Raw genomic sequence first — 20,447 nt, 5'->3', positions numbered from 1 at the left:
GCAATTTCCTAAAGATCCTTACTCAAAATTACGAGTTCATTTGATTTTTTATTGTTTCCCATACCGTAAGTCCATTCAGGATTTAAGTATTGTATGTCCTTTATAAAGTTCTCTAATTTCCAGACAATCATTATAAGATAAAACCCCATCTGTGACGCTTTCTTAAAAGCTCAGCAAGAGATTGATGATCAAAAGGATGATGTTTATCGCCTTTTTGACCATAAAGTTTTTGATTAATAAGGTACGGAGGATCACAATAAAGAAAATCGTTAGAGTGTTTAGGAATACTTTCTGTAAAATCTCTGTGTTCCATTGTGAAATTTTCAATCTTAAAATCTTTAAGCCATTCAATAGAACGATAATTGTATCGAGGATGTCCTGGAGACATACCGCCAGAAAGTATTTTTCCGGAAAAAAGAGCAATTAAGAGTAAGAAAAAACAGCAGTAATCTCTAATTGATTTTTAATATTCCCAAAAGTTTTTTGGAGATTATAAAACATTACGGGAGTCATATCTTCATATTCTCTTACTTTTTCTGCAAGAGCTGAAGCAGCTTTCAAAAGCATCTGCCAAAAAATAACAAGCGGCTTAAAAGCATCATAAGCATAAACCTTTGTTCCTCTTTTTGCTAAGGTTAATTCAATTGTCCCCCCTCCTACAAAAGGAGAACATAAAGTTTTTTATTTCCTTATATAGTTATTAATAATTATAGGAACAGCACGATTTTTCCCTCCCGGATAACGAAGAGGTGATTTTACAATAGGCAACTCCCTAGTCTCTCTCTGTTTTTTCAAGGAAGTTAATACAAAATTATCAAATAAAGCCTCTGTATGATCTGTTTGATTTATCATTTTATTCATACTATCAGCTCCAAGTATCGCATTTTCTAACCTACAATTGTCTAAAATAAATACTCGAAGCGTTTGCCAAATTCTACAGAGATCGCATTATAACAAATTGCAAATTCATTAACATATCTGCACAAACATTTGTTACTAAAATAATGATAAATACCAGTATAACCCAATTTTAAAACTGTCAAAAAGGACTTGATACCATTGGTATTTATTTTTCTATTTATATACTACCCAAATGTATATCGAAATGTTTTTTCCTTTATAAGAACCAAGTTTCTTATAACTCAAATAATCATAAGTAAGAAATCACAATTCTTAACAAGACATTTTTGATCCTTTATAAGAGCTTGATTATCTGTTTTTAATACTGATAAGATGCTCTTATCTCATACTGAATCAGTCAAAAGCACTTCCTTACACATCATAAGCATAAATGATGTATGGATAAATACAACTTGAGAAAAGAATCAAAATCCCTTTTTTGAATCCACTCAAATTCTGTTCGCAGAAGCATAACGCACAACCTTCTCTTCTTTAGCAAAACAAAAAGACAAAGATCATTATTTGTTACAAACAAAAGAAGAATCATTCTTTGAATGACTTTGATAAAGAGGAAGCTTTACAATATTAAGAATTGTTCCATAGGGAATCAACATAAACAGGCTCATAATAATTTTTACCGAAAAATCACCAAAAGCAAGCGAGAGCCAAACTGGCATGCCTACTCCTCCCAAAACAGTACTCTCCACCAGTGAACTATCAGCGTACCCTGTTATCTTATCAAGAACAGCAAAAGAGCTAGAAAAAGCAAGAGCAAAAAACAGCATTGTATCCAAAGCCGAACCAACCAACGCTGCTGCTAAAGGGGCTTTCCACCATGTTTTACGTCGTAAAGGAGTAAAAACAACAATATCAAGGAGTTGTCCAAATAAAAATGCAAAACTAGAAGCAAGGGCAAGCCGTGGCGTCGCCAATATCCAAGAAACAAAGACCCCCGCAAAAAAACCAGCATAAACTACACGCCGCGCAGCAGATGGACCATAAAAACGATTGGTCAAATCATTGATCAGAAAAGCAAATGGATAGGTAAAAGCCCCATAAGTCAACAGCTCATTTAAATCAAACCAATAAACAGGATATTGAACAAAAATATTAGAAGCAGTGACAGCAAGGCACATTGCTAAAATAGAAAAAACAATATACCTTTTCTTTTGCTGTTCTCGTAAAAGACTGCTTGAGGGCATTTTTTAAACCTAGGATACGGAACCAATAAAATAAAACGATCAACCTGCAAAAAACTTAACGTCTAGAACAGAAAACCGGAATAAAAGCGTCAATAAACAAAAAAGAATGACGATAGCAATTACGCTGCTTGTTCAGCCTTTTGCTCACCTTCTTGCTCAGCTTTTTTCTTAATGATTTGGCGTTTTAGCAAACGCGCACGTTGCGACAACTCTTTATCGTCTGCTTTGACCAAAAAACCATCAAGTCCACCACGATGCTCAACAGAACGCAACGCACTTGCTGAAATGCGCAAGCGGTAACTTTTCTGTAACACTTCTGAAATCAATGTCACATTGCAAAGATTTGGTAAAAAACGACGCCGAGTCTTATTATTTGCATGGCTAACATTATTACCATACAGAACCGTCTTCCCTGTCAATTCACATGCACGAGACATAAACTTCACCCTTAAACTCTAAGAAACTTTCAAATTCCCATACCCAAAAGACACAATGAACGCAAAACACGCACAATGCAACCTTAAACGGGCATCATTGGGAAGTTTCTTTCTAATAGGGGGTCGACAACAAAAGGTCAAGTCTTTTATAAAACCTTTTTCATCTCTTACGGGCTCATTCTTCATCTTTTTTCTCAATTAAGGCGTGCAAATTCTGCCAAAAAGGGTACAAAATGTTTTTTTTAAATACATACCATGTTAGAATAAAAGCCTATTGTCCCGAAAGGAAGCATAAATCATGAGCAAAAAAGAGCCCCCCATGACAAAGCTTCAGGGAAATTCTTGCTGTTTTTCTTCTTTTTTGTTTGGGACTTTATGTATTTGTTTTTTTCTTCTCTTTAGCGCATTAGGTATATGGCAAGTACAACGGTTAAACTGGAAAACAAATCTTATCACCAGTGCCAATCAGCGCATTCATTTGCCCCCCATAAAAGCCCCCCTAAAAAATCAATGGTCAGATATTACTTTTGAAAAAAATGAATATCAACCTGTTGTTATAACAGGAAAATTTTTAACAGACAAAAATATTTTAGTCACTGCAGCCGCTCAAAATACTACAGGCTATTGGGTTTTGACTCCTTTACAGACTACTGATAATGCACTAATCTTTATCAACCGTGGCTTTATCCCCATGGATGAACGTAACAATTTTCAAAACCCAGAGCAATCGCATAAAAATGCCTCATCTCAGCAAAATTCTACCACAGACACAGAACAAACAACGATTATAGGTTTATTACGCATGAGTGAAAAAAATGGTTTTTTCCCGCGTAAAAATAATCCGGACAAAAATTTATGGTATACGCGCGATCTCCCCGCTATGGCACAAAAACTTGGTTTGTCCACTGTTGCCCCTTATTTCATTGATGCCAGAAAAACATCTCCACAAGCAAACCTTCCTGTCGTTGGTCTTACGATTATCCATTTTCGAAATAATCATCTCGTTTATGCAATCACGTGGTTTATTTTAGCTGCTGGTGTGTTAGGAGCTTTTCTTTTTCTGCTACGGCAAAAAAACTAAAAAAAGATCTCTTCTATCTCAAGTGATAAAGAGAATAGAATCTACTAACTTGCGCCTTTGTTAAATAAAGATCATAGGCATACAATGGATCTTTATACCATCCACAAAAGATTTACGCGACACTCTTTAAAAAACCATCATAAAACGAGGGATGATTCATTAAAAATGTAATGCCCAAAAATGTGAAACAACGCATTATCTCCACTCTTAAAAAAATTCATTCTAAAAAAACATTGTCATAAACGCTTTTGAAAAACATAAAGCCAAATTTAAAAATGATAGGAAAGATAGGCACTCATTTTTGCTTTTATAATTTTATATTCTTGCTTCATTAGATTGTTTCCCATCTCAGAGATTACTCCAACTGATATACGCAATACTTTCGCCTTCATCTAGTATAAAAGCTAATATAGCAGAGAATATACGGATGCATTTTTTGTTTCAAAACTGCTATGAAGATGAGATGTTGAGTTATAAGCAACAAAAAAACATTTAATGTCTCAATGAGACTTTACACCCACCACCACACCTCAAATGAGAGTGTTTTTACAGGATAATAAAAAAGATGAGTCATCCTATATTCTAAAAAGACAGTTTATCCTTTCAGTGTATTTTGCTAAAGGCTTATGCTATAAATGTATAAGCGTGTTTTACTAGAATTTTAACTCTTTAATTTTTAAGGCTTCTGTTATGGGTGTTGTTGCCAAAAATTTTCCCATACCTGATCTTCATCGGGTTCGTCGTGTTCTCTTTTCTGTGTCTGATAAAACGGGTGTGGTTGCTTTTGCACAAGCCCTCCATGCGACTTACAATGTTGAATTAATCTCAACAGGAGGAACAGCCAAAACCCTCATAGCGGCTGGTTTACCCGTAAAAGATGTTGCTGAAGTTACTGGATTTCCTGAAATAATGGATGGGCGTGTAAAAACACTCCATCCTTTGATTCATGGTGCTTTGTTAGGGGTAAGAGAAGATCCTAGCCATAGGGAAGCTATGGAAAAGAACAGCATTCATGGAATTGATCTTTTGGTGGTGAATCTTTATCCTTTTGAAGAGACGATCCTATCGGGAGCCGATGGACAAACGATTCTTGAAAATATTGATATCGGTGGACCGGCGATGATTCGCGCCGCGGCAAAAAATTATGCTTATACCGGTGTTGTAACAGCGATAAAAGATTATGATTCGATTCTAGCTGAATTAAAGCAGCATAATGGATGTTTAAGCTTATCTATGCGTCATCAGCTAGCAATGCGCGCTTATGCACACACGGCTGCTTATGATACGGCAATAGCATCGTGGTTTGCACGGGATTTAAAAATTGAAACTCCATCGTGGCAGAGTTTTTCTGGTCATCTTGAAAGTGTTATGCGCTATGGAGAAAATCCACATCAACAGGCAGCATTTTATCGCAATAATGAAAAACGTTTTGGTATTGCAACAGCAAAACTTTTACAAGGCAAAGCGCTTTCTTATAACAATCTGAATGATACAGACGCAGCCTTTGAACTTGTGGCAGAATTTGATCCGCAAAAAACCGCTGCTGTCGCTCTTATTAAACATGCCAATCCTTGTGGTGTTGCGGAAGGAGAAAATTTGAAAGAAGCTTATTTGAAAGCTCTTATGTGTGATAATGTATCGGCATTTGGTGGAATTGTTGCTTTAAATCAAACCCTTGATGAGGAATGTGCTGAAGAGATTGTTAAAATTTTCACAGAAGTGATTATTGCTCCTGATGCCACAATGGCGGCACGTGAAATTATTGCCAAGAAAAAAAATCTTCGTTTGCTCATTACAGGTGGAGTTCCTGATCCACGCTGTGCAGGACTTCTTGCGAAAACACTTGCAGGAGGCATTTTAGTGCAATCGCGTGATAACGTAGTGGTTGATGATCTTAAATTGCAAGTAGTGACAAAGCGGGCACCAACTCAAGATGAAATGCGTGATCTTCAATTTGCTTTTCGTGTAGCAAAACACGTTAAATCAAATGCTATTGTATACGCGAAAAATAGCGCAACAGTTGGAATTGGAGCCGGACAAATGAGCCGCATCGATTCAGCAAAAATTGCTGCAAGTAAAGCAGCAGAAAGTGCCCAAAGAGCAGGCTTAACAGAAAATCTCACAAAAGGATCGGTTGTTGCATCAGATGCATTTTTTCCTTTTGCAGATGGTTTATTAGCAGCAGCTGAAGCAGGAGCAACAGCAGTTATTCAACCAGGAGGCTCCATGCGTGATGAAGAAGTTATCACGGCTGCTGATGCGCAGGGTTTAGCGATGGTTTTTACAGGAACACGACACTTCCGCCATTAATAATTTTACTAATTTCCTCTTCATATGAGACAAATGTTTCAAGGAACTGTTCATAATCATCATATGACTATTGATAACTGTTGAAATGGAAGCAGTTATTCAATCCAAAGAATCTACTCGTGAAGAAGTTTATCACCACAGAAAATGCACATAATTTAATCATTATTTAGGGATACGATATTGTCGTTGTTAATATTTTTAATGGTTTCCCTTTCACATGAGCAAAATGTTAAAAGGGTATTATTTTGTATGTAGATGCATACCTGTTATGATATTATAACACAACTCTTTTTAGTAATATGCTCTATTCTTAAACCTAAAGAGTGAAATGAAAAGTTTGAGTAGAGGATATGAATATTCTACGTTTTTATAGTAATTGGCGCCGTTATCGTCGAACCGTTAATGCATTAAGTTGTCTTTCAACATATGAACTCAGCGATCTTGGAATTTGTCGAGGTGATATTGATTCGATTGCACGGCGTTATTCGCGTAAATCTTTATAAAAGTTATTTGAAGCATTTGAGAGAGTGCTTTGCTATGAAAAAACACGCATTTTGTGGTTTGTTATTATGACTTCATTTTTAGTATAATAACAAAGAGCGGAGGGGCTGTCTTTTTCGGGCGCTGCTATGTATTGTTTCTTGAATTTTCAGTGCTTCTGTGATGTATAATATTTGATTAATAATTTAGCGTTATTCATATTGAATTAGAACCCCGAATACCGAAGATTCTCCCATTCAAAATCTATGTGTGTTGAATCAACCAAAACCATTCGCTTGCACGTTACAAGCGGGGGGTCCTGTGTGGATAAAAACTATTAAGAAAATTCTAAAAATGCCTCTTATGAACCATCTCTAATGCTAAGAGCTTGTTACAAATATTGGGCACTATAAATAGTGTGATAGTGCCGAATTGCTCCTTGCGTAAAGATGAGGTGCTTCATGGATTTACCGTTATACCCATCACAGACATCGTCGCGAAATAGGCTTGGAAGTATTAAGGGATTTTTCTTTAATATAAGTCCGTGAATATGCAATAAATAGCGCTCTGTTTTTTGTGAGGAACGTAACCCTATTAATGCAACTCTCTCAGAGAGAAATATTGATCCCAACAGCACACTTAAGAACTTATCGAAGATAAGCAACAGCTTTATTTTCTCTCCGCATCTTTAAAGAATGAAGATCCTTAACCAGTACTCATCTGTCAACAATGGTCTGTTAAAAACTCTTTTTTCGGGAGCCAATCCCTCTCTCTTAGCATCACCTCATGAGATTCTATGAGCAAACCTTGCCTAAAAACATCCAACCTATACTCTAACAAAATGCTTCATGTATAAAATTTATATGATCTTCAAATTTTGAGAATATTACCACAATAAACGATGATGTTTTGCGACACGAAGATAAAACGCAATATACTATGGGTTGGAACAATGTTCTGATTTTTTATCAAACGCTTTACGGATAAAACGCCAACGAACTTTTTCCTGAAATGCAGGACGAAAATATAAAACAATCTGTTGTGTCCGTTGTGGACCTGTTAATTCTGCAAAATCAATCGAATCTTCAAGAAAAATATCTGCATCAGGCGATATAAAATACCATACTTGTTCGCTCTTCACGTTCTCGTTCTTTACGGCTAAACAGACACGTTTGCCATCATAGTTAACTTCAACTTGTGGATGAAGATGAAACCGAACAGCAACATGATTTTGTTCATTTTGCACACTCTTGTGTCTCTTTCCCCCTTTATTTGGCATAAAAAAGCGATCAAAACCTTCGATCATATCTCCATTTGTCGCCAAAATAACACCACGCTCATGAATAAGATTAAAAGGTCGCACATAACCATTATGACTCGCAATAAAACCCGTCTTCTCTGAATCCTCTATACGGCGCACTTGAACTTCCCTGGGTCCATCAAACAAAAATGGCGCGCCATTTTTCTTTTTATGATAAAAAGCACCCACTGAACAATCATTAAGCGTAGCTGTTGAATGTGCTGCAGTAACACGCCCTAAATGTCGATAATCTTCCCGACCATCAGGATTAACACCAGTATTGATAATAAAACGGTGCCCTTGTGAAGACATTTCAAAAGACAAACACCCCGAACAAGCCTGCTGTGCTACAAAGCGGGGTGGAAACTTTCCTGTATCTGCAAGCACTGTTGTTTGATTGGCTTTTAAGCGCTGAAATCCTGAATAACGGGCATAACTAAAAGGATGCCCTCCTGTTTCATCAAGCTTCAAAAGGGACGATAACCGTTCCGACACAAGGGGACCAACCCCATTAAAATGAGCCAACGTTTGATCCTCATGGATAAAGAATCGTAAAGCTGGCAACATACGCTCAACAGAATCAATCAAAATACGTGGTGCTGTTTCATTGCTACGCATAAAAAGATGCCGTAACGACAATAAATCCGATAACAAATTCAGCAAAATAACAGGACTACGAGAAATATGCCCACCATCAACTAGGATTTGACGGGAAAGCTCTTTTATAAGTGTGGTTTGTACCTTTTTTTTCACTGCCACAGAAACAGGCAAAGCAAGAGATGCGAACGTCAAAGCCGCTGCTGCTTGTAAACGTCGGTCATCATGCTCCATACTGCAAATTGTTACGCGCAAATAACGAAATTGCAAACCAAGCGCACGTAAAAAGCGTTTTTCAAACCGTTCACTTGCCCCTTCTAACAACATTTTCGAATGACAAATCCATGAAATCAAGCGCCGCGCCACAACAGGACCACTCCAAGCAAGCCCTTTTACCTTCTTTCCAGCATGGTCAAACCAATCTTCTAAAAGAGAGCGTGCATGTGCAGAAGCTAAATCACTTCCTGCTGCCTCCATATGGCGCAACCAATGAAAATCATGTAGAGCTGCTTCCCATTCTAGCGTTGGTGGAACCAATGCAAACGGCGAAACAGCACCAGAATGAACAATGTGACCAGCAAAAGCAAAACGACCATGATAAAATTCATGCGCCATCATAGGGTCTGCTACATGCAAATCCATGGGATGCGCTAAAATTTTATGAGGACGAAACCCTGAAAACCGCCAACGAAACAATGGTCCAACCCATAAACGCCGCATAATATTCTGTATCGTATCGATACAGGCTGCCACTTTTACCTGAGGAGCTTTTACCGCAACCGCCAAAATTTCATCTCCATTTATGCTGAATCAAATACAATTTCGACCATTTTTGTAAATGAAGCGTTAATTAAGCAATTTTTCGTAAGCGCGCAGCAAAAAAACCATCCATTCCTAAAAATACGGTTTTCTCAGCATCAAAATTTTTATGACAAAAATCCGCAGGCGTTGTACGTAACATCCCCCCACAAAGCAAATGTGCCAATGCTCCCATTTCCTCTGGATAAATAGGTTCTAAAACAATGTCATTGCGTGTCGATAAAATTTTTTCAATAAGATCTTCACCTTCTTCTCTTGCCAATGAACAATTGGAAAAAATAATCCGTCCCCCCACCTTTACCAAAGAAATTGCTGCGACAAGTAAATCATTTTGCAACGCCGCTAACTTGATGATATCTTCCCTCGATTTCGTCCATAAAATATCTGGATGACGACGGATCGTTCCAGTAGAAGAACAAGGAGCATCGAGAAGAACCGCATCAAAAAGCTGTGTGGGATGGAAATTTCTCACATCACCCTGCCAAATGTGAACTGAAAAACGAAGCCGTTCCATATTTTCTTTTAAACGCTTTACGCGGTTAGCAGAAAGCTCAATTGCTGTCACCTCTGCCCCTTGTAAAGCCAATTGTGCTGTTTTTCCCCCAGGACTCGCACAAAGGTCAGCAACTCGTTTACCCCGAAGTGTTCCTAGTAAACAAGCAGGCAACGCTGCAGCAAAATCTTGAACCCACCAAGTTCCTTCACTATAGCCTGGTAAATCAGAAACAGAACTCTCTAGACGATTTAATCGAACAGAACCATTGGGCAACACCACACCGCCAAGCCTTTTAGCCCATCCAACACTGTCAGATTTCACTGTCAAATCGAAAGGGGGTTCCACACTTTGAATTGCTATAATCTGATGCGCCTTTTCTGTTCCATAAGCTGATATTAAAAGCTGTCCAAACCACGCTGGCACACCTTCAATGGTAGGAACTTGTTGACGTAAAGGCTCTGCCTCACGTGCAACATTGCGCAAAAGAGCATTCACCACCCCTGAAAAACGGCGCATTCGAGGATCAAGTTTCGCCACACGCACAGCTAAATCAATAGCCGCATGATCGGGAATATCAAGATAAAGAATTTGTGCAACACTGATATGCAAAAGATGCTGAAGTGAAAGTGCTTGTGAAGGCAAAGGACGCGCCAAAAAGCGTGAAAGAGCCGCCATAATCTGCCCTCGATGACGCAATGAAGCTGTTAAAATAGCCCGACATAACAAACGATCTCGCTGTGAAAGCTTTAAATATTGTGGATGTCCGTGTTCATTATCCGTCAAACCAGACAGAGGCGTGTACTTATCAACTACCGCCCCCAAAAGACGCACACACACCTGTCGAACAGCTAACCCTGGAACATTTTTTTCAGACACATGCCCCGCTTTTTTGTGTTTCAAAACACCACCTTTATATCACTATTTCCTTAAAAAATCCCTCAATAACTCTATGAACGAGATCTTTTTGAATTTTCATAACGAAGCCAAGAAGGACGCTTTGTAACACGCTGAAAAGGACTGTTTTCTTGCTCACCTAATGTATGAGCCTGACCACTATGAAAATCCGCATAGCTCATCCCGCTGCTTTTTTCATGTATAGCGTCTTCTTTATTCCATCCCACACTTTTGGCAAGAGCCCCTTTCATCTCTTCTGCTTGCTGATAAAGAGCAGCAATACGATTTGCAGTTGCTGGATGTGTCGAAAAAAGACTATCCGCTCCCTCACCGCTCAAAGGATTAATAATAAACAGATGCGCGGTTGCTGGATTATGCTCTGCTTCTTCATTATATACCCCACGTCCCCCATCAGCAATCTTACGCAATGCCGAAGCCAACCATAAAGGATTACCACATATTTCAGCCCCTCTCCGATCCGCAGCATATTCCCGCGTACGGCTAATCGCCATTTGCACCAGCATCGCTGCAAAAGGTGCCACGAGCAATGCAATAAATCCTCCAATTGCCCCAGCGCCATGAGAATCTTCTGAAGAGTTCCGCGGTCCTCCCATAAAGAAAGCAAAATTACCAAGCATTGAAATTGCCCCTGCAATCGTCGCGGTTAGAGTCATTGTTAAGGTATCACGATGCTCAATGTGTGCAAGCTCATGCGCCATAACGCCGGCAATTTCCTCTGAACTCAACCGCTCTAACAACCCAGTACTTGCAGCAACAGCAGCATTTTGCGGATTACGTCCCGTCGCGAAAGCATTTGGCTGTGCATTCTCAATAACATAAACCTTTGGTTGAGGAAGAGAAGCCCTTTGTGCTAAATCGCTTACAATCTTATAATAAACTGGTGCTGAATGCTGATCAACTTCACGCGCCCCGTACATGCGTAAAACGATTTTATCCGAATTCCAATAAGAAAAAAAGTTTAAACCACTTGCCATCAAAAGAGCAATGACCATGCCACCACCCCCTCCAACAAGATAACCAACTCCCATAAAAAGAGCAGTTAAAAAAGCCAAAAGCATGGCTGTACGCATTATATTCATTACTCAAAAAACTCCATGATAAAAGTCAATCAATATTATATGATGGTGTTTTCTTTCTGCTTCTTCAATGGAATAGGTGTAAAATGAATAAAAAAGATGAGAATACAAGCAAAAAAAACGCAAATGTCGTTAAACAGCAATCTCTTTCTCCCGCAGCACAACGCGCCCTTAAAGAAGCTGAAGAAAGGCGAAAAAGCGCAGCAAAAAAAGAACAACCTTTAGAAAACGGCGGACGCGGCGGAAAAGACCCTTCCCGCTATGGAGACTGGGAAATTAAAGGCCGCGCTATTGACTTTTAAAACCATTGATTTTTAAAAAACCAGCGCTGTTTAAACAAGCCACTTTTTAAAGAAAATCCGTTTTTGATAAACAAAAACGGATAATATTTATTTTTCTAAAGCTTTTAAAGACACGTTGATAAACAACCATGCTTCTTATGCTGAAGCAGATTCTGCTTCAGCCGCTGCCGCTGCTTCTTCTGCCGCTTGCTTTGCTGCTGCTATACGTTCTTGTGCTTTTTTACCCGGTTCACCTTTATGTGGATTATTACGAGTTGGACGCTTTTTCAAGCCAGCTGCATCTAAAAACCGTAAAACGCGATCTGTTGGTTGAGCCCCTTGCCCAAGCCAATATTGGATACGTTCTTCATTAAGTTTTACCCTCGGTCCATCTTTAGGCAACATTGGATCCCATGCACCAACACGCTCAAGAAACCGCCCATCGCGCGGACTACGAACATCTGCAACGACGATATGATAATAAGGACGTTTTTTTGAACCTCCACGGGACAAACGAATTTTCAATGCCATATTTTATCTCCTATTGTCAGCTCTGGCTTTCGTTTAAATTGACTTTTTTGTTTTTTGCTCTTCAGCAATAACTTCATGATGACTCACAACTTCTTTAATAATAAATTTTAAAAATCTTTCAGCAAAATCAGGATCAAGATCACTATCCATAGCCAATTGCCGCAAACGCTCTACCTGATATTGCTCACGCAGAGGATCTACTTTAGGCAAATCATAACGCGCTTTTAAGCGCCCAACAGCTTTCGTACAACGAAAACGCTCTGCTAAGATATGAATCAAAGTTGCATCAAAATTATCAATAGATGCTCGTAAATGTGCTAATTCTTTTAATACTGTTTCCTGCATCATATTCCTTTCCCTCTTCACATCTTATTTTTTCTTAGGATGCTGAGGAAATTTTCCCCTATCGGCAATGCCATTGGAAAGACCAGGAAATATAGGTCCACGCTTGGGAAGTCCGGGCAAGAACTTCTCTCCATTACCATTTTCAATTTGCTTTTGAAGCGTTGAGAATTGCTTTGGATCCAATCCTGACAAATCAGGCATAGCTGGAGAATCCCCCCCCAAATTTCCCATACCACCAAAACCCATTTTGGAACCAAGTCCTCCCAACATTTTTCCCATCAAACCACTTTTTCCTTTACCACCCATGGCTTTCATCATATCAGCCATTTGGCGATACATCTTTAAAAGTTTATTAATATCAGCTGCCGTTGTACCAGATCCCTTAGCAATTCTCTGTTTGCGGCTATGTTTTAAAAGCTCTGGATTCGCCCGCTCTTGCAGTGTCATAGATGAAATAATGGCCAATTGACGATCAAACAAACGATCATCAAACCCCGCAGCCGCAATCTGCTCTTTGACCTTCCCCATTCCTGGCAACATGCCCATAATACCGCCCATTCCACCCAGTTTTTTCATTTTCTGCAACTGTTCTGCAAGATCATTCAGATCAAATTTTCCGGCTTGCATTTTTTTTGCAAAAGCAGCAGCTTTCTCATGATCCATTGTTTCAGCAGCTTTTTCAACCAAAGAAACAATATCCCCCATTCCGAGAATACGATCAGCAATACGACTGGGATGAAATTCTTCTAAGGCATCTATTTTTTCACCAGTCCCAATTGCTTTAATTGGTTTACCTGTAACAGCACGCATAGAAAGAGCAGCACCACCACGCCCATCACTATCCATCCGTGTTAAAATAATCCCTGTAATCCCTACACGCTCATCAAAAGAACGAGCAAGATGAACGGCATCTTGCCCCGTCAAACTATCAGCCACCAACATAATCTCATGAGGAAGGGCACATGCTTTAATTTCAGCCAATTCAAGCATCAAAGCTTCATCAATATGATTACGTCCTGCTGTGTCAAGAAGAAGCACGTCATAACCACCTAATTTAGCAGCCTGCACGGCACGTGATGCAATATCAACAGGCAGCTGACCCGCAATAATAGGCAAGCTTGCAAGTTTTGCCTGTTCTCCCAATTGGCGCAATTGCTCCTGTGCAGCGGGACGGCGTGTATCTAATGACGCCATGAGAACTTTTTTATTATGCTTATCAGTAAAACGTTTTGCAAGCTTTGCTGTTGTAGTTGTTTTTCCGGAACCTTGCAAACCAGTCATCATGATAACAACTGGAGCTGGTGCATTTAAATCACTCAGAACGCTTTCATTTCCAAGAATATGAACCAATTCATCATGAACAATTTTAACCACCATTTGGCCTGGTTTAATTGATTTAACGATTTCGGCCCCAACAGCTTTTTCCCGAACCCTATCGGTAAAAGAGCGTACAACATCAAGAGCAACATCAGCTTCCAATAAAGCGCGACGAATTTCACGCAGCGCCTCTACAACATCCTGATCCGATAAAGCGCCACGTCCCGTCAAATGAGACAGAATAGAACCAAGTCGCTCTTGCAAGGATTCAAACATCATTTACCTCATTGTTGCATAACAAACAAACCAAAATAACATCCGAGAACGCATCGCGCCGTCGGATGTTGACCTCTGAGATCTCTTTATACCCTTAAACTGGGGTCTCAGTCGGTGGCTCCAAGTTAATTTTGTCACTGAAAGCTTGCTCCTTCAAACAATAAAACCCCAGCTTTGTCAAGTTTTATCATAAAATGTCTTTTTATACGAAGAAATAAAAACAGCAAATACTATACTTCAAAACTTTCAACTTCAACACGCATAAAACAACCTGTTTCCTGTTCTATACTCCATAATTTTCCGCTAGAGATATCAAACCAAACCCCATGCAATGTCAAAAAACCTTGATCTTTGCGAAGCTTTATCCACGGAAACGTCTCTAAATTTCTCAACGAATGGCGAATAGAAAGCTGCTCTAATGCCGTCTGTTTTTCTGGCCACGACAGCGACTTATTATTCAAAACGATTTCTGCTACTGGTGCTAAGAGACTTATCCATTGACCAATAAAATCATTTGATGATAAAGATTTATATGTCTCATTAAGAGCAGTACGAATGCCTCCACAATGGGCATGACCAAAAACGACAATATGTCTCACCTTAAGCAATTGCACAGCATATTCAAGAGCTGCTGATGTTGCGTGATATTGGTCATCAGGAGAAAAAGGAGGAACCACATTCGCCACGTTGCGCAAAGTGAAAATTTCCCCTGGCTTAGCATCAAAAATCATTTCTGGTACTGCACGCGAATCACAACAAGCAATGACCAAAACTTCAGGTTTCTGCCCCTCAATCGCCAATTGCTGATAATCTGCTATTTTATATAAAAAATGATTGTTTATAAAGTTTTGGTAACCACTTAAAAGTCTTTCTGGTAAACGCGCCATTCTCTCTTTACTTTTGCTTCTTTTTTTACTTTCATTTTGTATATTTTAAAAAACAAACTATTAACATACAAAAATACTAAAAGTGCCCTTTCCTTGAAGCAAAATATTTCTTTAAAGTACAAAATATTACTAAAAAACAGCAAAAACAAACTCATTCTTTCCAAATAAAGAGCTATTTTCTTCAAGAAGAAGGTGTTACAGTATACAAAAATATAATGGTCTGCTTTTAAAAAGATGAAGAGAAGACCCCTAAGAGCAAAAAGGGAGAGTGAATGTGTTGCAACAAAAAAAAACAGAAACAAAAAACACCCAAGATAAAATAGAAGAAATCCTTTTTGCTCAAACAGATGAAGAAGATATTGTTTATTACGAAAATAAAGAACTTCAAAAAGCCGCAGCCATCGCAGTAAAAGCTTTTAATCTCCATCAGACGGGAAAAAATACTATCTACTTTGACCAAAATTTGACCCGTAATAACAAGCCTATAACCGCTATCACGCTTGTCAATGATAACAAACCCTTCCTTCTCGATTCTATTTTAAATGTTTTCAATCAACACAAAAACCATATCTATTTAATTGCGCACCCTATTCTTGATTGTACTTCTGGAAAACGCATCAGTCTGATGCAAATTCACATCGAGTCATTAAACAAACAGCAAATACAAAAACTTGAAAATGAACTCATCTTAGTTCTTGAACAGGTTAATGCTGCTGTACAAGACTGGAAACCTATGCTTGAAGAAGTTAAAAAGCATATTCATGCCTACCAAATAAGCCTTCCCCCGCACTACAAACAAGAAGGTGAAAAGGCTATTGAATTTCTTCACTGGCTAATGGACGATAATTTCATTTTCCTTGGTATGCGCACTTACAACTTCATCAAAGACCAAAAACCCCTAAAATCCTTTACAGCGAGTAATATTGAACTTGGTATACTCACGGATGCTTCTATTCATATTGTTGACGATGAAAGTATGAAAGAACCTCCTCAAGAAGTTTTATCCTTCATGGAAAGCGATAATCTGTTTATCGTGACAAAAGCCAACAGTCGCTCCAAAATTCACCGTTCTGTCTGGCTCGATTATATTGGTCTTAAAATATTTGATAAAGAAAAACAACTCTGTGGAGAATTACGCATTGTAGGGCTTTTTACCTCCTCAGCTTATACACGTTCTATTTTGCAAATTCCTTTCTTAAAAGAAAAAGCCCAAACTATTATTCAACGTCTTGGACACAATCACGCCGATTATTCAGGAAAAGCACTCGTCAGTGCTTTAGAAACCTATCCAAGAGATGAAATGTTTCGCTCTGATGTTGATACATTGACAGAAAACACTAAACTTATTCTACAATTAGATGAGCGCCCACGTTTACGGGTTCTTGCCCACACTGATTCTTTTGGGCGCTTTGTTTCTATCCTTGTCTACGTACCGCGTGACCAATATAGCAGCAGCCTGCGTGAAAAAGTTGGCGAACATTTTGTTGAGCTCTATAAAGGCGACTTTTTTGAATCTTATCCGCTATTTTTGGAAAGCACCCTTATACGTGTCTATTATATCATCCATCGCAAAGGAAACGAGACTGTTCCCCTTCACGAGCGCTCCACACTTGAACAACATGTACGTTCGATTGCACGAAGTTGGGAAGACAGCGTTCAAGCCATCGCTCTTACTCAGAAAACAACAGAGCAACAAACACGTCTAGCCAGCGAATTTCCCAACAGCTATCGTGATTTATTTTCAGCTGAAGACGCTATTAACGATGCAGGACATATTTTAAATCTTCATGATGAGAAGCCCCTTTTCGTGAACTTTTATCACACACAAAATAAAGAAAAACGTACTATTTCTCTTCGGCTTTTTCACCGCCATGAAGCTCTTGCCCTTTCCAAACGCGTACCACTCCTTGAAAACATGGGGTTTCGCGTTATTGCCGAACAAACCCTTGAATTACCAGATGGCTATGGGCACTCTGTGTATCTTCATGATATGCAGCTGGAAAGTACTTTCCAGCTCTATATCGATTTTGAAAAAAACGGTCAAAAACACGCCGAAACCTTTGAGGCAATTTGGGCACAAAATGCTGATAATGACGCTTTTAATGCACTCACCCAAACAGCTGAACTTGATTGGCATGAAATTGTTATTTTGCGCCATTATGGGCGCTATCTCCAGCAAGCTGGTATTCCTTATTCGCAAGATCGCGTTGCCCAAACTTTAAATGCTTATCCTGACATTACCCAAGATCTTTATGCTTTATTTCATTTAAAGTTTCACCAAAGCCATACAGAAAAAGAACGGGAAAAAAGCCAACAGGTTATTCAAAAGCGTATTGGAGAAAAATTACGGAAAGTGTCTGGTTTAGATGATGATCTCATCTTACGCCGTTATTGCAACCTTATCGATGCGAGTTTACGAACGAATGCCTTTACGCCTCTTGACGATGGAAGTCCACGGCGTATTTTAGCCACCAAATTAAATCCGCGCCAAATTGAGGATTTGCCTGAACCACGCCCTTACCGAGAAATTTTTGTTTATGGACCGGAAGTTGAAGGGGTACATTTGCGTTTTGGACCTATCGCTCGTGGTGGCATTCGTTGGTCTGACCGCGCATTAGATTATCGTACCGAAGTCCTCAGCTTAGTCAAAGCCCAACAAGTTAAAAATGCAGTTATCGTTCCTGCAGGTGCAAAAGGGGGTTTTTATCCCCATCGGCTTCCCCAAACAAATGACCGTGCTCTCATTATAGAAGCAGCACAACAAGCTTATACAGACTTTATCACAGCTTTGCTCTCAATCACAGACAATCTAATTAACGGCAAAATAAGTTCTCCCCCCAATGTCATCTGTCATGATGACCCTGACCCCTATTTTGTTGTCGCAGCAGACAAAGGAACAGCAACTTTTTCTGATACCGCCAACGCCATCAGCCAAGCAAATCACTTTTGGCTCGATGATGCTTTTGCCTCTGGAGGCTCAGCAGGTTACGACCACAAAGCCATTGGTATTACAGCCAAAGGTGCATGGGAAGCTGTCAAAAGACATTTTAGAGAAACATTTGATCAGGATATTCAAACAACGCCCTTCACCTGTGTCGGTGTTGGAGACATGTCTGGCGATGTCTTTGGTAATGGGATGCTACTTTCCAAACAAACAAAATTGATTGCCGCTTTTGATCACCGCGATATCTTTATTGATCCAGATCCAAGCATAGACGAAAGCTATGCAGAGCGTATGCGCCTTTTTAAACTTCCTCGCTCCAGCTGGCAAGATTACGATCAAAGCAAATTATCAAAGGGCGGTGGTATCTTCTCACGAAAAGAAAAAACCATTACTCTCTCACCTGAAGCAGCACAAGCCATTGGTTTCGAAAAACAAACAGGAACACCCTTTGAAATTATATCTGCTCTTCTCAAAGCCCCTGTTGATCTTTTATGGTTCGGCGGCATTGGTACTTATATCCGCGCAGCAACAGAAAATGATGCCCAAGTAGGTGATCGTGCGAATGATGCGATACGCATTACCGGAGAGCAAGTGCGTGCAAAAATTATTGGCGAAGGGGCTAATCTTGGTGTTACACAACGCGGACGGATTGAATATGTCTTAAATGGTGGTCGATGCAATACGGATGCCATTGACAATTCTGCTGGTGTGAATTGTTCTGATATTGAGGTCAATCTCAAAATTGTTCTTGCATCAGCACTACGTGCCAAAACGTTAACCCGCGAAGATCGCAATAAGCTCTTGAAAAAAATGACACCTCAAGTCGAGCAACTCGTTTTGCGCAACAATTATCTACAACCCCTTGCTCTTTCTTTGGCGGAAAATCAAAGCACTACTGATTTGCCCTATCAAATACGCTTTATGCACGATTTGGAACAAAAAAAGCTTCTAGATCGTAGAGTTGAAATACTCCCTGATGAGCAAATTTTACGACAAAGAACAACCCAAGGCAAAGGTCTTCTCCGTCCAGAACTCGCTGTTATTTTTGCATATGCTAAATTAACCTTAAAAGAAGAAATTGCTAATAGCCCCATTGTTGATGATCACTATTTCAATACAACCTTGCTGAACTATTTTCCAACACAAATTCAAGAAAATTTTAAGAAGGAAGTCATTAACCATCAATTGCGTCGTAATATTATAGCAACGCTGATTGCCAACGATATTGTAAATCGTGGAGGCCCCACTTTTGTTAATAGACTACACGATGCAACAGAACAAAAAGCTGAAAATATTATTCGCGTTTTCATTGCCATTCGCGATGGTTTTGAAATTCCTCAATTGTCTGAGCAAATTGATAAGCTTGATAATAAAATACCCGGTCTTGTCCAAAACAAATTCTACGCAGCAATGACCCCAATGCTCTTTGAAACAACCAGTTGGGGTTTACACAACATAGATCTCTCACGTCCATTAGAAGAAATCGTAAAAACAATAAAGCAAGCCCGTAGCATTATTGAAAAAGAGCTTATGCATTCTCACGACAACGATATTAAGCAAAAGATTGAGGAAAAAGCATTACACTACAGCGAAGAGGGAGCACCAAAAGCATTAGCGAAGCAATTAGCTCTCTTAGAAGCTGCTTCAACAATCTGTGATATTTCTTTAATTGCAAAAAAAAGCAACAGTGATCTTATTAAAACCGCAGAGATCTATTTTTCACTTGCACAAATCATTCGTATAAACCGCATTAACGAAGCAAGTCGTATAATTCCTGTAGTAGATTATTATGATAGTATGGCTTTAAGCCAAGCCAAAGAAAATGTTTCTGAAAGCTTACGGCAAATCGTTATGAAAATCCTCAAAAATTATGGAAAGAAAAAAGATCCTTTTGACACTTGGAAAAAAACAGAAGAAAATCATATTCACAACATTACAAACCGCATTAGTGCCCTTATTGAAAATGATCTCAATATTTCTCGTTTTACTTTTGCAGCAGGATTGATTTCTCAACTTCAAAATACTGGCTTTAAAACCTAAAGCAGATACAAAACAACCCATTCAATCTCCCGTTCTATCCATACATGACTAATTAGTAAGGGAAGAACGGAAGCGCTATCCCGCATTTTGAGACAAAGCACTTAAAATAAAAAATAAATTCAAATTTTACTGTCAAATATCCTTCAACATAAAAATATAATATATTGATTTACAATCATAGTTTTATTATTTTTATGTTGAAGGAGAAGCTGA

Annotated in this window: 16 protein-coding genes and 2 pseudogenes; 5 read left to right on the top strand and 13 right to left on the bottom strand. The window is 39.1% G+C overall.

Annotated elements, in window-relative coordinates; translation table 11 throughout:
- Positions 1-130: 130 nt before the first annotated feature.
- The 6 genes and pseudogenes from ACFIKG_RS02615 to rpmB form a co-directional block, all read right to left on the bottom strand.
- Complete coding sequence (locus ACFIKG_RS02615; RefSeq protein ID WP_375648231.1) at positions 131-388, bottom strand: DNA adenine methylase; 258 nt, start codon at positions 386-388, stop codon at positions 131-133.
- 35 nt (positions 389-423) lie between these two features.
- Positions 424-669, bottom strand: a pseudogene (locus ACFIKG_RS02610) (DNA adenine methylase); the annotation flags it as partial.
- Between the two features lie 12 nt (positions 670-681).
- Positions 682-861 (bottom strand): hypothetical protein, encoded by a 180-nt coding sequence (locus tag ACFIKG_RS02605; protein WP_375651685.1) that lies wholly within the window; start codon positions 859-861, stop codon positions 682-684.
- A 41-nt stretch (positions 862-902) separates the two neighbouring features.
- Positions 903-1,070: a transposase gene (locus ACFIKG_RS02600; protein WP_375651697.1), complete on the bottom strand. Its 168-nt coding sequence runs from the start codon at positions 1,068-1,070 to the stop codon at positions 903-905.
- Positions 1,071-1,418: 348 nt separating this feature from the next.
- Positions 1,419-2,102: a VUT family protein gene (locus ACFIKG_RS02595; protein ID WP_375651684.1), complete on the bottom strand. Its 684-nt coding sequence runs from the start codon at positions 2,100-2,102 to the stop codon at positions 1,419-1,421.
- 119 nt (positions 2,103-2,221) lie between these two features.
- Positions 2,222-2,539, bottom strand: coding sequence for a 50S ribosomal protein L28 (rpmB, locus tag ACFIKG_RS02590; protein ID WP_375626014.1), 318 nt, complete (start codon positions 2,537-2,539; stop codon positions 2,222-2,224).
- Between the two features lie 298 nt (positions 2,540-2,837).
- On the opposite strand from rpmB, the gene ACFIKG_RS02585 reads away from it, so the two are divergent.
- The 3 genes from ACFIKG_RS02585 (at position 2,838) to ACFIKG_RS02575 (ending at position 6,433) form a co-directional block, all read left to right on the top strand.
- Positions 2,838-3,620: an SURF1 family protein gene (locus tag ACFIKG_RS02585; RefSeq protein ID WP_375626016.1), complete on the top strand. Its 783-nt coding sequence runs from the start codon at positions 2,838-2,840 to the stop codon at positions 3,618-3,620.
- Positions 3,621-4,310: 690 nt separating this feature from the next.
- The gene (purH, locus tag ACFIKG_RS02580) at positions 4,311-5,930 is read left to right on the top strand and encodes a bifunctional phosphoribosylaminoimidazolecarboxamide formyltransferase/IMP cyclohydrolase (protein ID WP_375651683.1); all 1,620 of its coding nucleotides are present in this window, start codon (positions 4,311-4,313) and stop codon (positions 5,928-5,930) included.
- A 350-nt stretch (positions 5,931-6,280) separates the two neighbouring features.
- Positions 6,281-6,433 carry a DUF1127 domain-containing protein gene (locus ACFIKG_RS02575; RefSeq protein ID WP_273787606.1) on the top strand — a complete coding sequence of 51 codons (153 nt, stop codon included), beginning with the start codon at positions 6,281-6,283 and terminating at the stop codon, positions 6,431-6,433.
- Positions 6,434-7,347: 914 nt separating this feature from the next.
- Here ACFIKG_RS02575 and ACFIKG_RS02570 read toward each other — a convergent pair.
- The 3 genes from ACFIKG_RS02570 to htpX all read right to left on the bottom strand — a co-directional run bounded on the left by ACFIKG_RS02570 (position 7,348) and on the right by htpX (position 11,616).
- A complete protein-coding gene (locus ACFIKG_RS02570; protein ID WP_375626324.1) occupies positions 7,348-9,093 on the bottom strand; it encodes a heparinase II/III family protein in 1,746 nt (581 codons plus the stop codon).
- Between the two features lie 64 nt (positions 9,094-9,157).
- Entirely contained in the window at positions 9,158-10,522 is a 1,365-nt protein-coding gene (locus ACFIKG_RS02565; protein ID WP_375651682.1) for an RsmB/NOP family class I SAM-dependent RNA methyltransferase, read from the bottom strand.
- A 47-nt stretch (positions 10,523-10,569) separates the two neighbouring features.
- Positions 10,570-11,616: a zinc metalloprotease HtpX gene (htpX, locus tag ACFIKG_RS02560; RefSeq protein WP_375626328.1), complete on the bottom strand. Its 1,047-nt coding sequence runs from the start codon at positions 11,614-11,616 to the stop codon at positions 10,570-10,572.
- Positions 11,617-11,699: 83 nt separating this feature from the next.
- On the opposite strand from htpX, the gene ACFIKG_RS02555 reads away from it, so the two are divergent.
- Positions 11,700-11,915, top strand: a complete 216-nt coding sequence (locus ACFIKG_RS02555) for a DUF1674 domain-containing protein (protein ID WP_375651681.1) — start codon at positions 11,700-11,702, stop codon at positions 11,913-11,915.
- Positions 11,916-12,050: 135 nt separating this feature from the next.
- On the opposite strand, the gene rpsP is transcribed toward ACFIKG_RS02555, so the two are convergent.
- From rpsP to ACFIKG_RS02535, 4 genes and pseudogenes are all read right to left on the bottom strand, one after another.
- A complete protein-coding gene (gene rpsP, locus ACFIKG_RS02550) occupies positions 12,051-12,425 on the bottom strand; it encodes a 30S ribosomal protein S16 (protein ID WP_273787601.1) in 375 nt (124 codons plus the stop codon).
- Between the two features lie 16 nt (positions 12,426-12,441).
- Positions 12,442-12,770 (bottom strand): annotated as a pseudogene (locus ACFIKG_RS02545) (chorismate mutase).
- A 24-nt stretch (positions 12,771-12,794) separates the two neighbouring features.
- Positions 12,795-14,363, bottom strand: a complete 1,569-nt coding sequence (ffh, locus tag ACFIKG_RS02540) for a signal recognition particle protein (protein ID WP_375626291.1) — start codon at positions 14,361-14,363, stop codon at positions 12,795-12,797.
- A 230-nt stretch (positions 14,364-14,593) separates the two neighbouring features.
- Positions 14,594-15,250 carry a carbonic anhydrase gene (locus tag ACFIKG_RS02535; RefSeq protein ID WP_375651680.1) on the bottom strand — a complete coding sequence of 219 codons (657 nt, stop codon included), beginning with the start codon at positions 15,248-15,250 and terminating at the stop codon, positions 14,594-14,596.
- Between the two features lie 274 nt (positions 15,251-15,524).
- Here ACFIKG_RS02535 and ACFIKG_RS02530 point away from each other — a divergent pair, with 274 nt between their 5' ends.
- Entirely contained in the window at positions 15,525-20,234 is a 4,710-nt protein-coding gene (locus ACFIKG_RS02530; protein WP_375626029.1) for an NAD-glutamate dehydrogenase, read from the top strand.
- The last annotated feature ends 213 nt before the right edge of the window (positions 20,235-20,447 follow it).

This window comes from Bartonella sp. LB28NMGDW, assembly GCF_042194435.1.
GTDB lineage: Bacteria > Pseudomonadota > Alphaproteobacteria > Rhizobiales > Rhizobiaceae > Bartonella > Bartonella grahamii.
The sequence above is the reverse complement of the archived record's forward strand: the minus strand, read 5'-3'. Positions and strand labels throughout refer to the sequence as shown.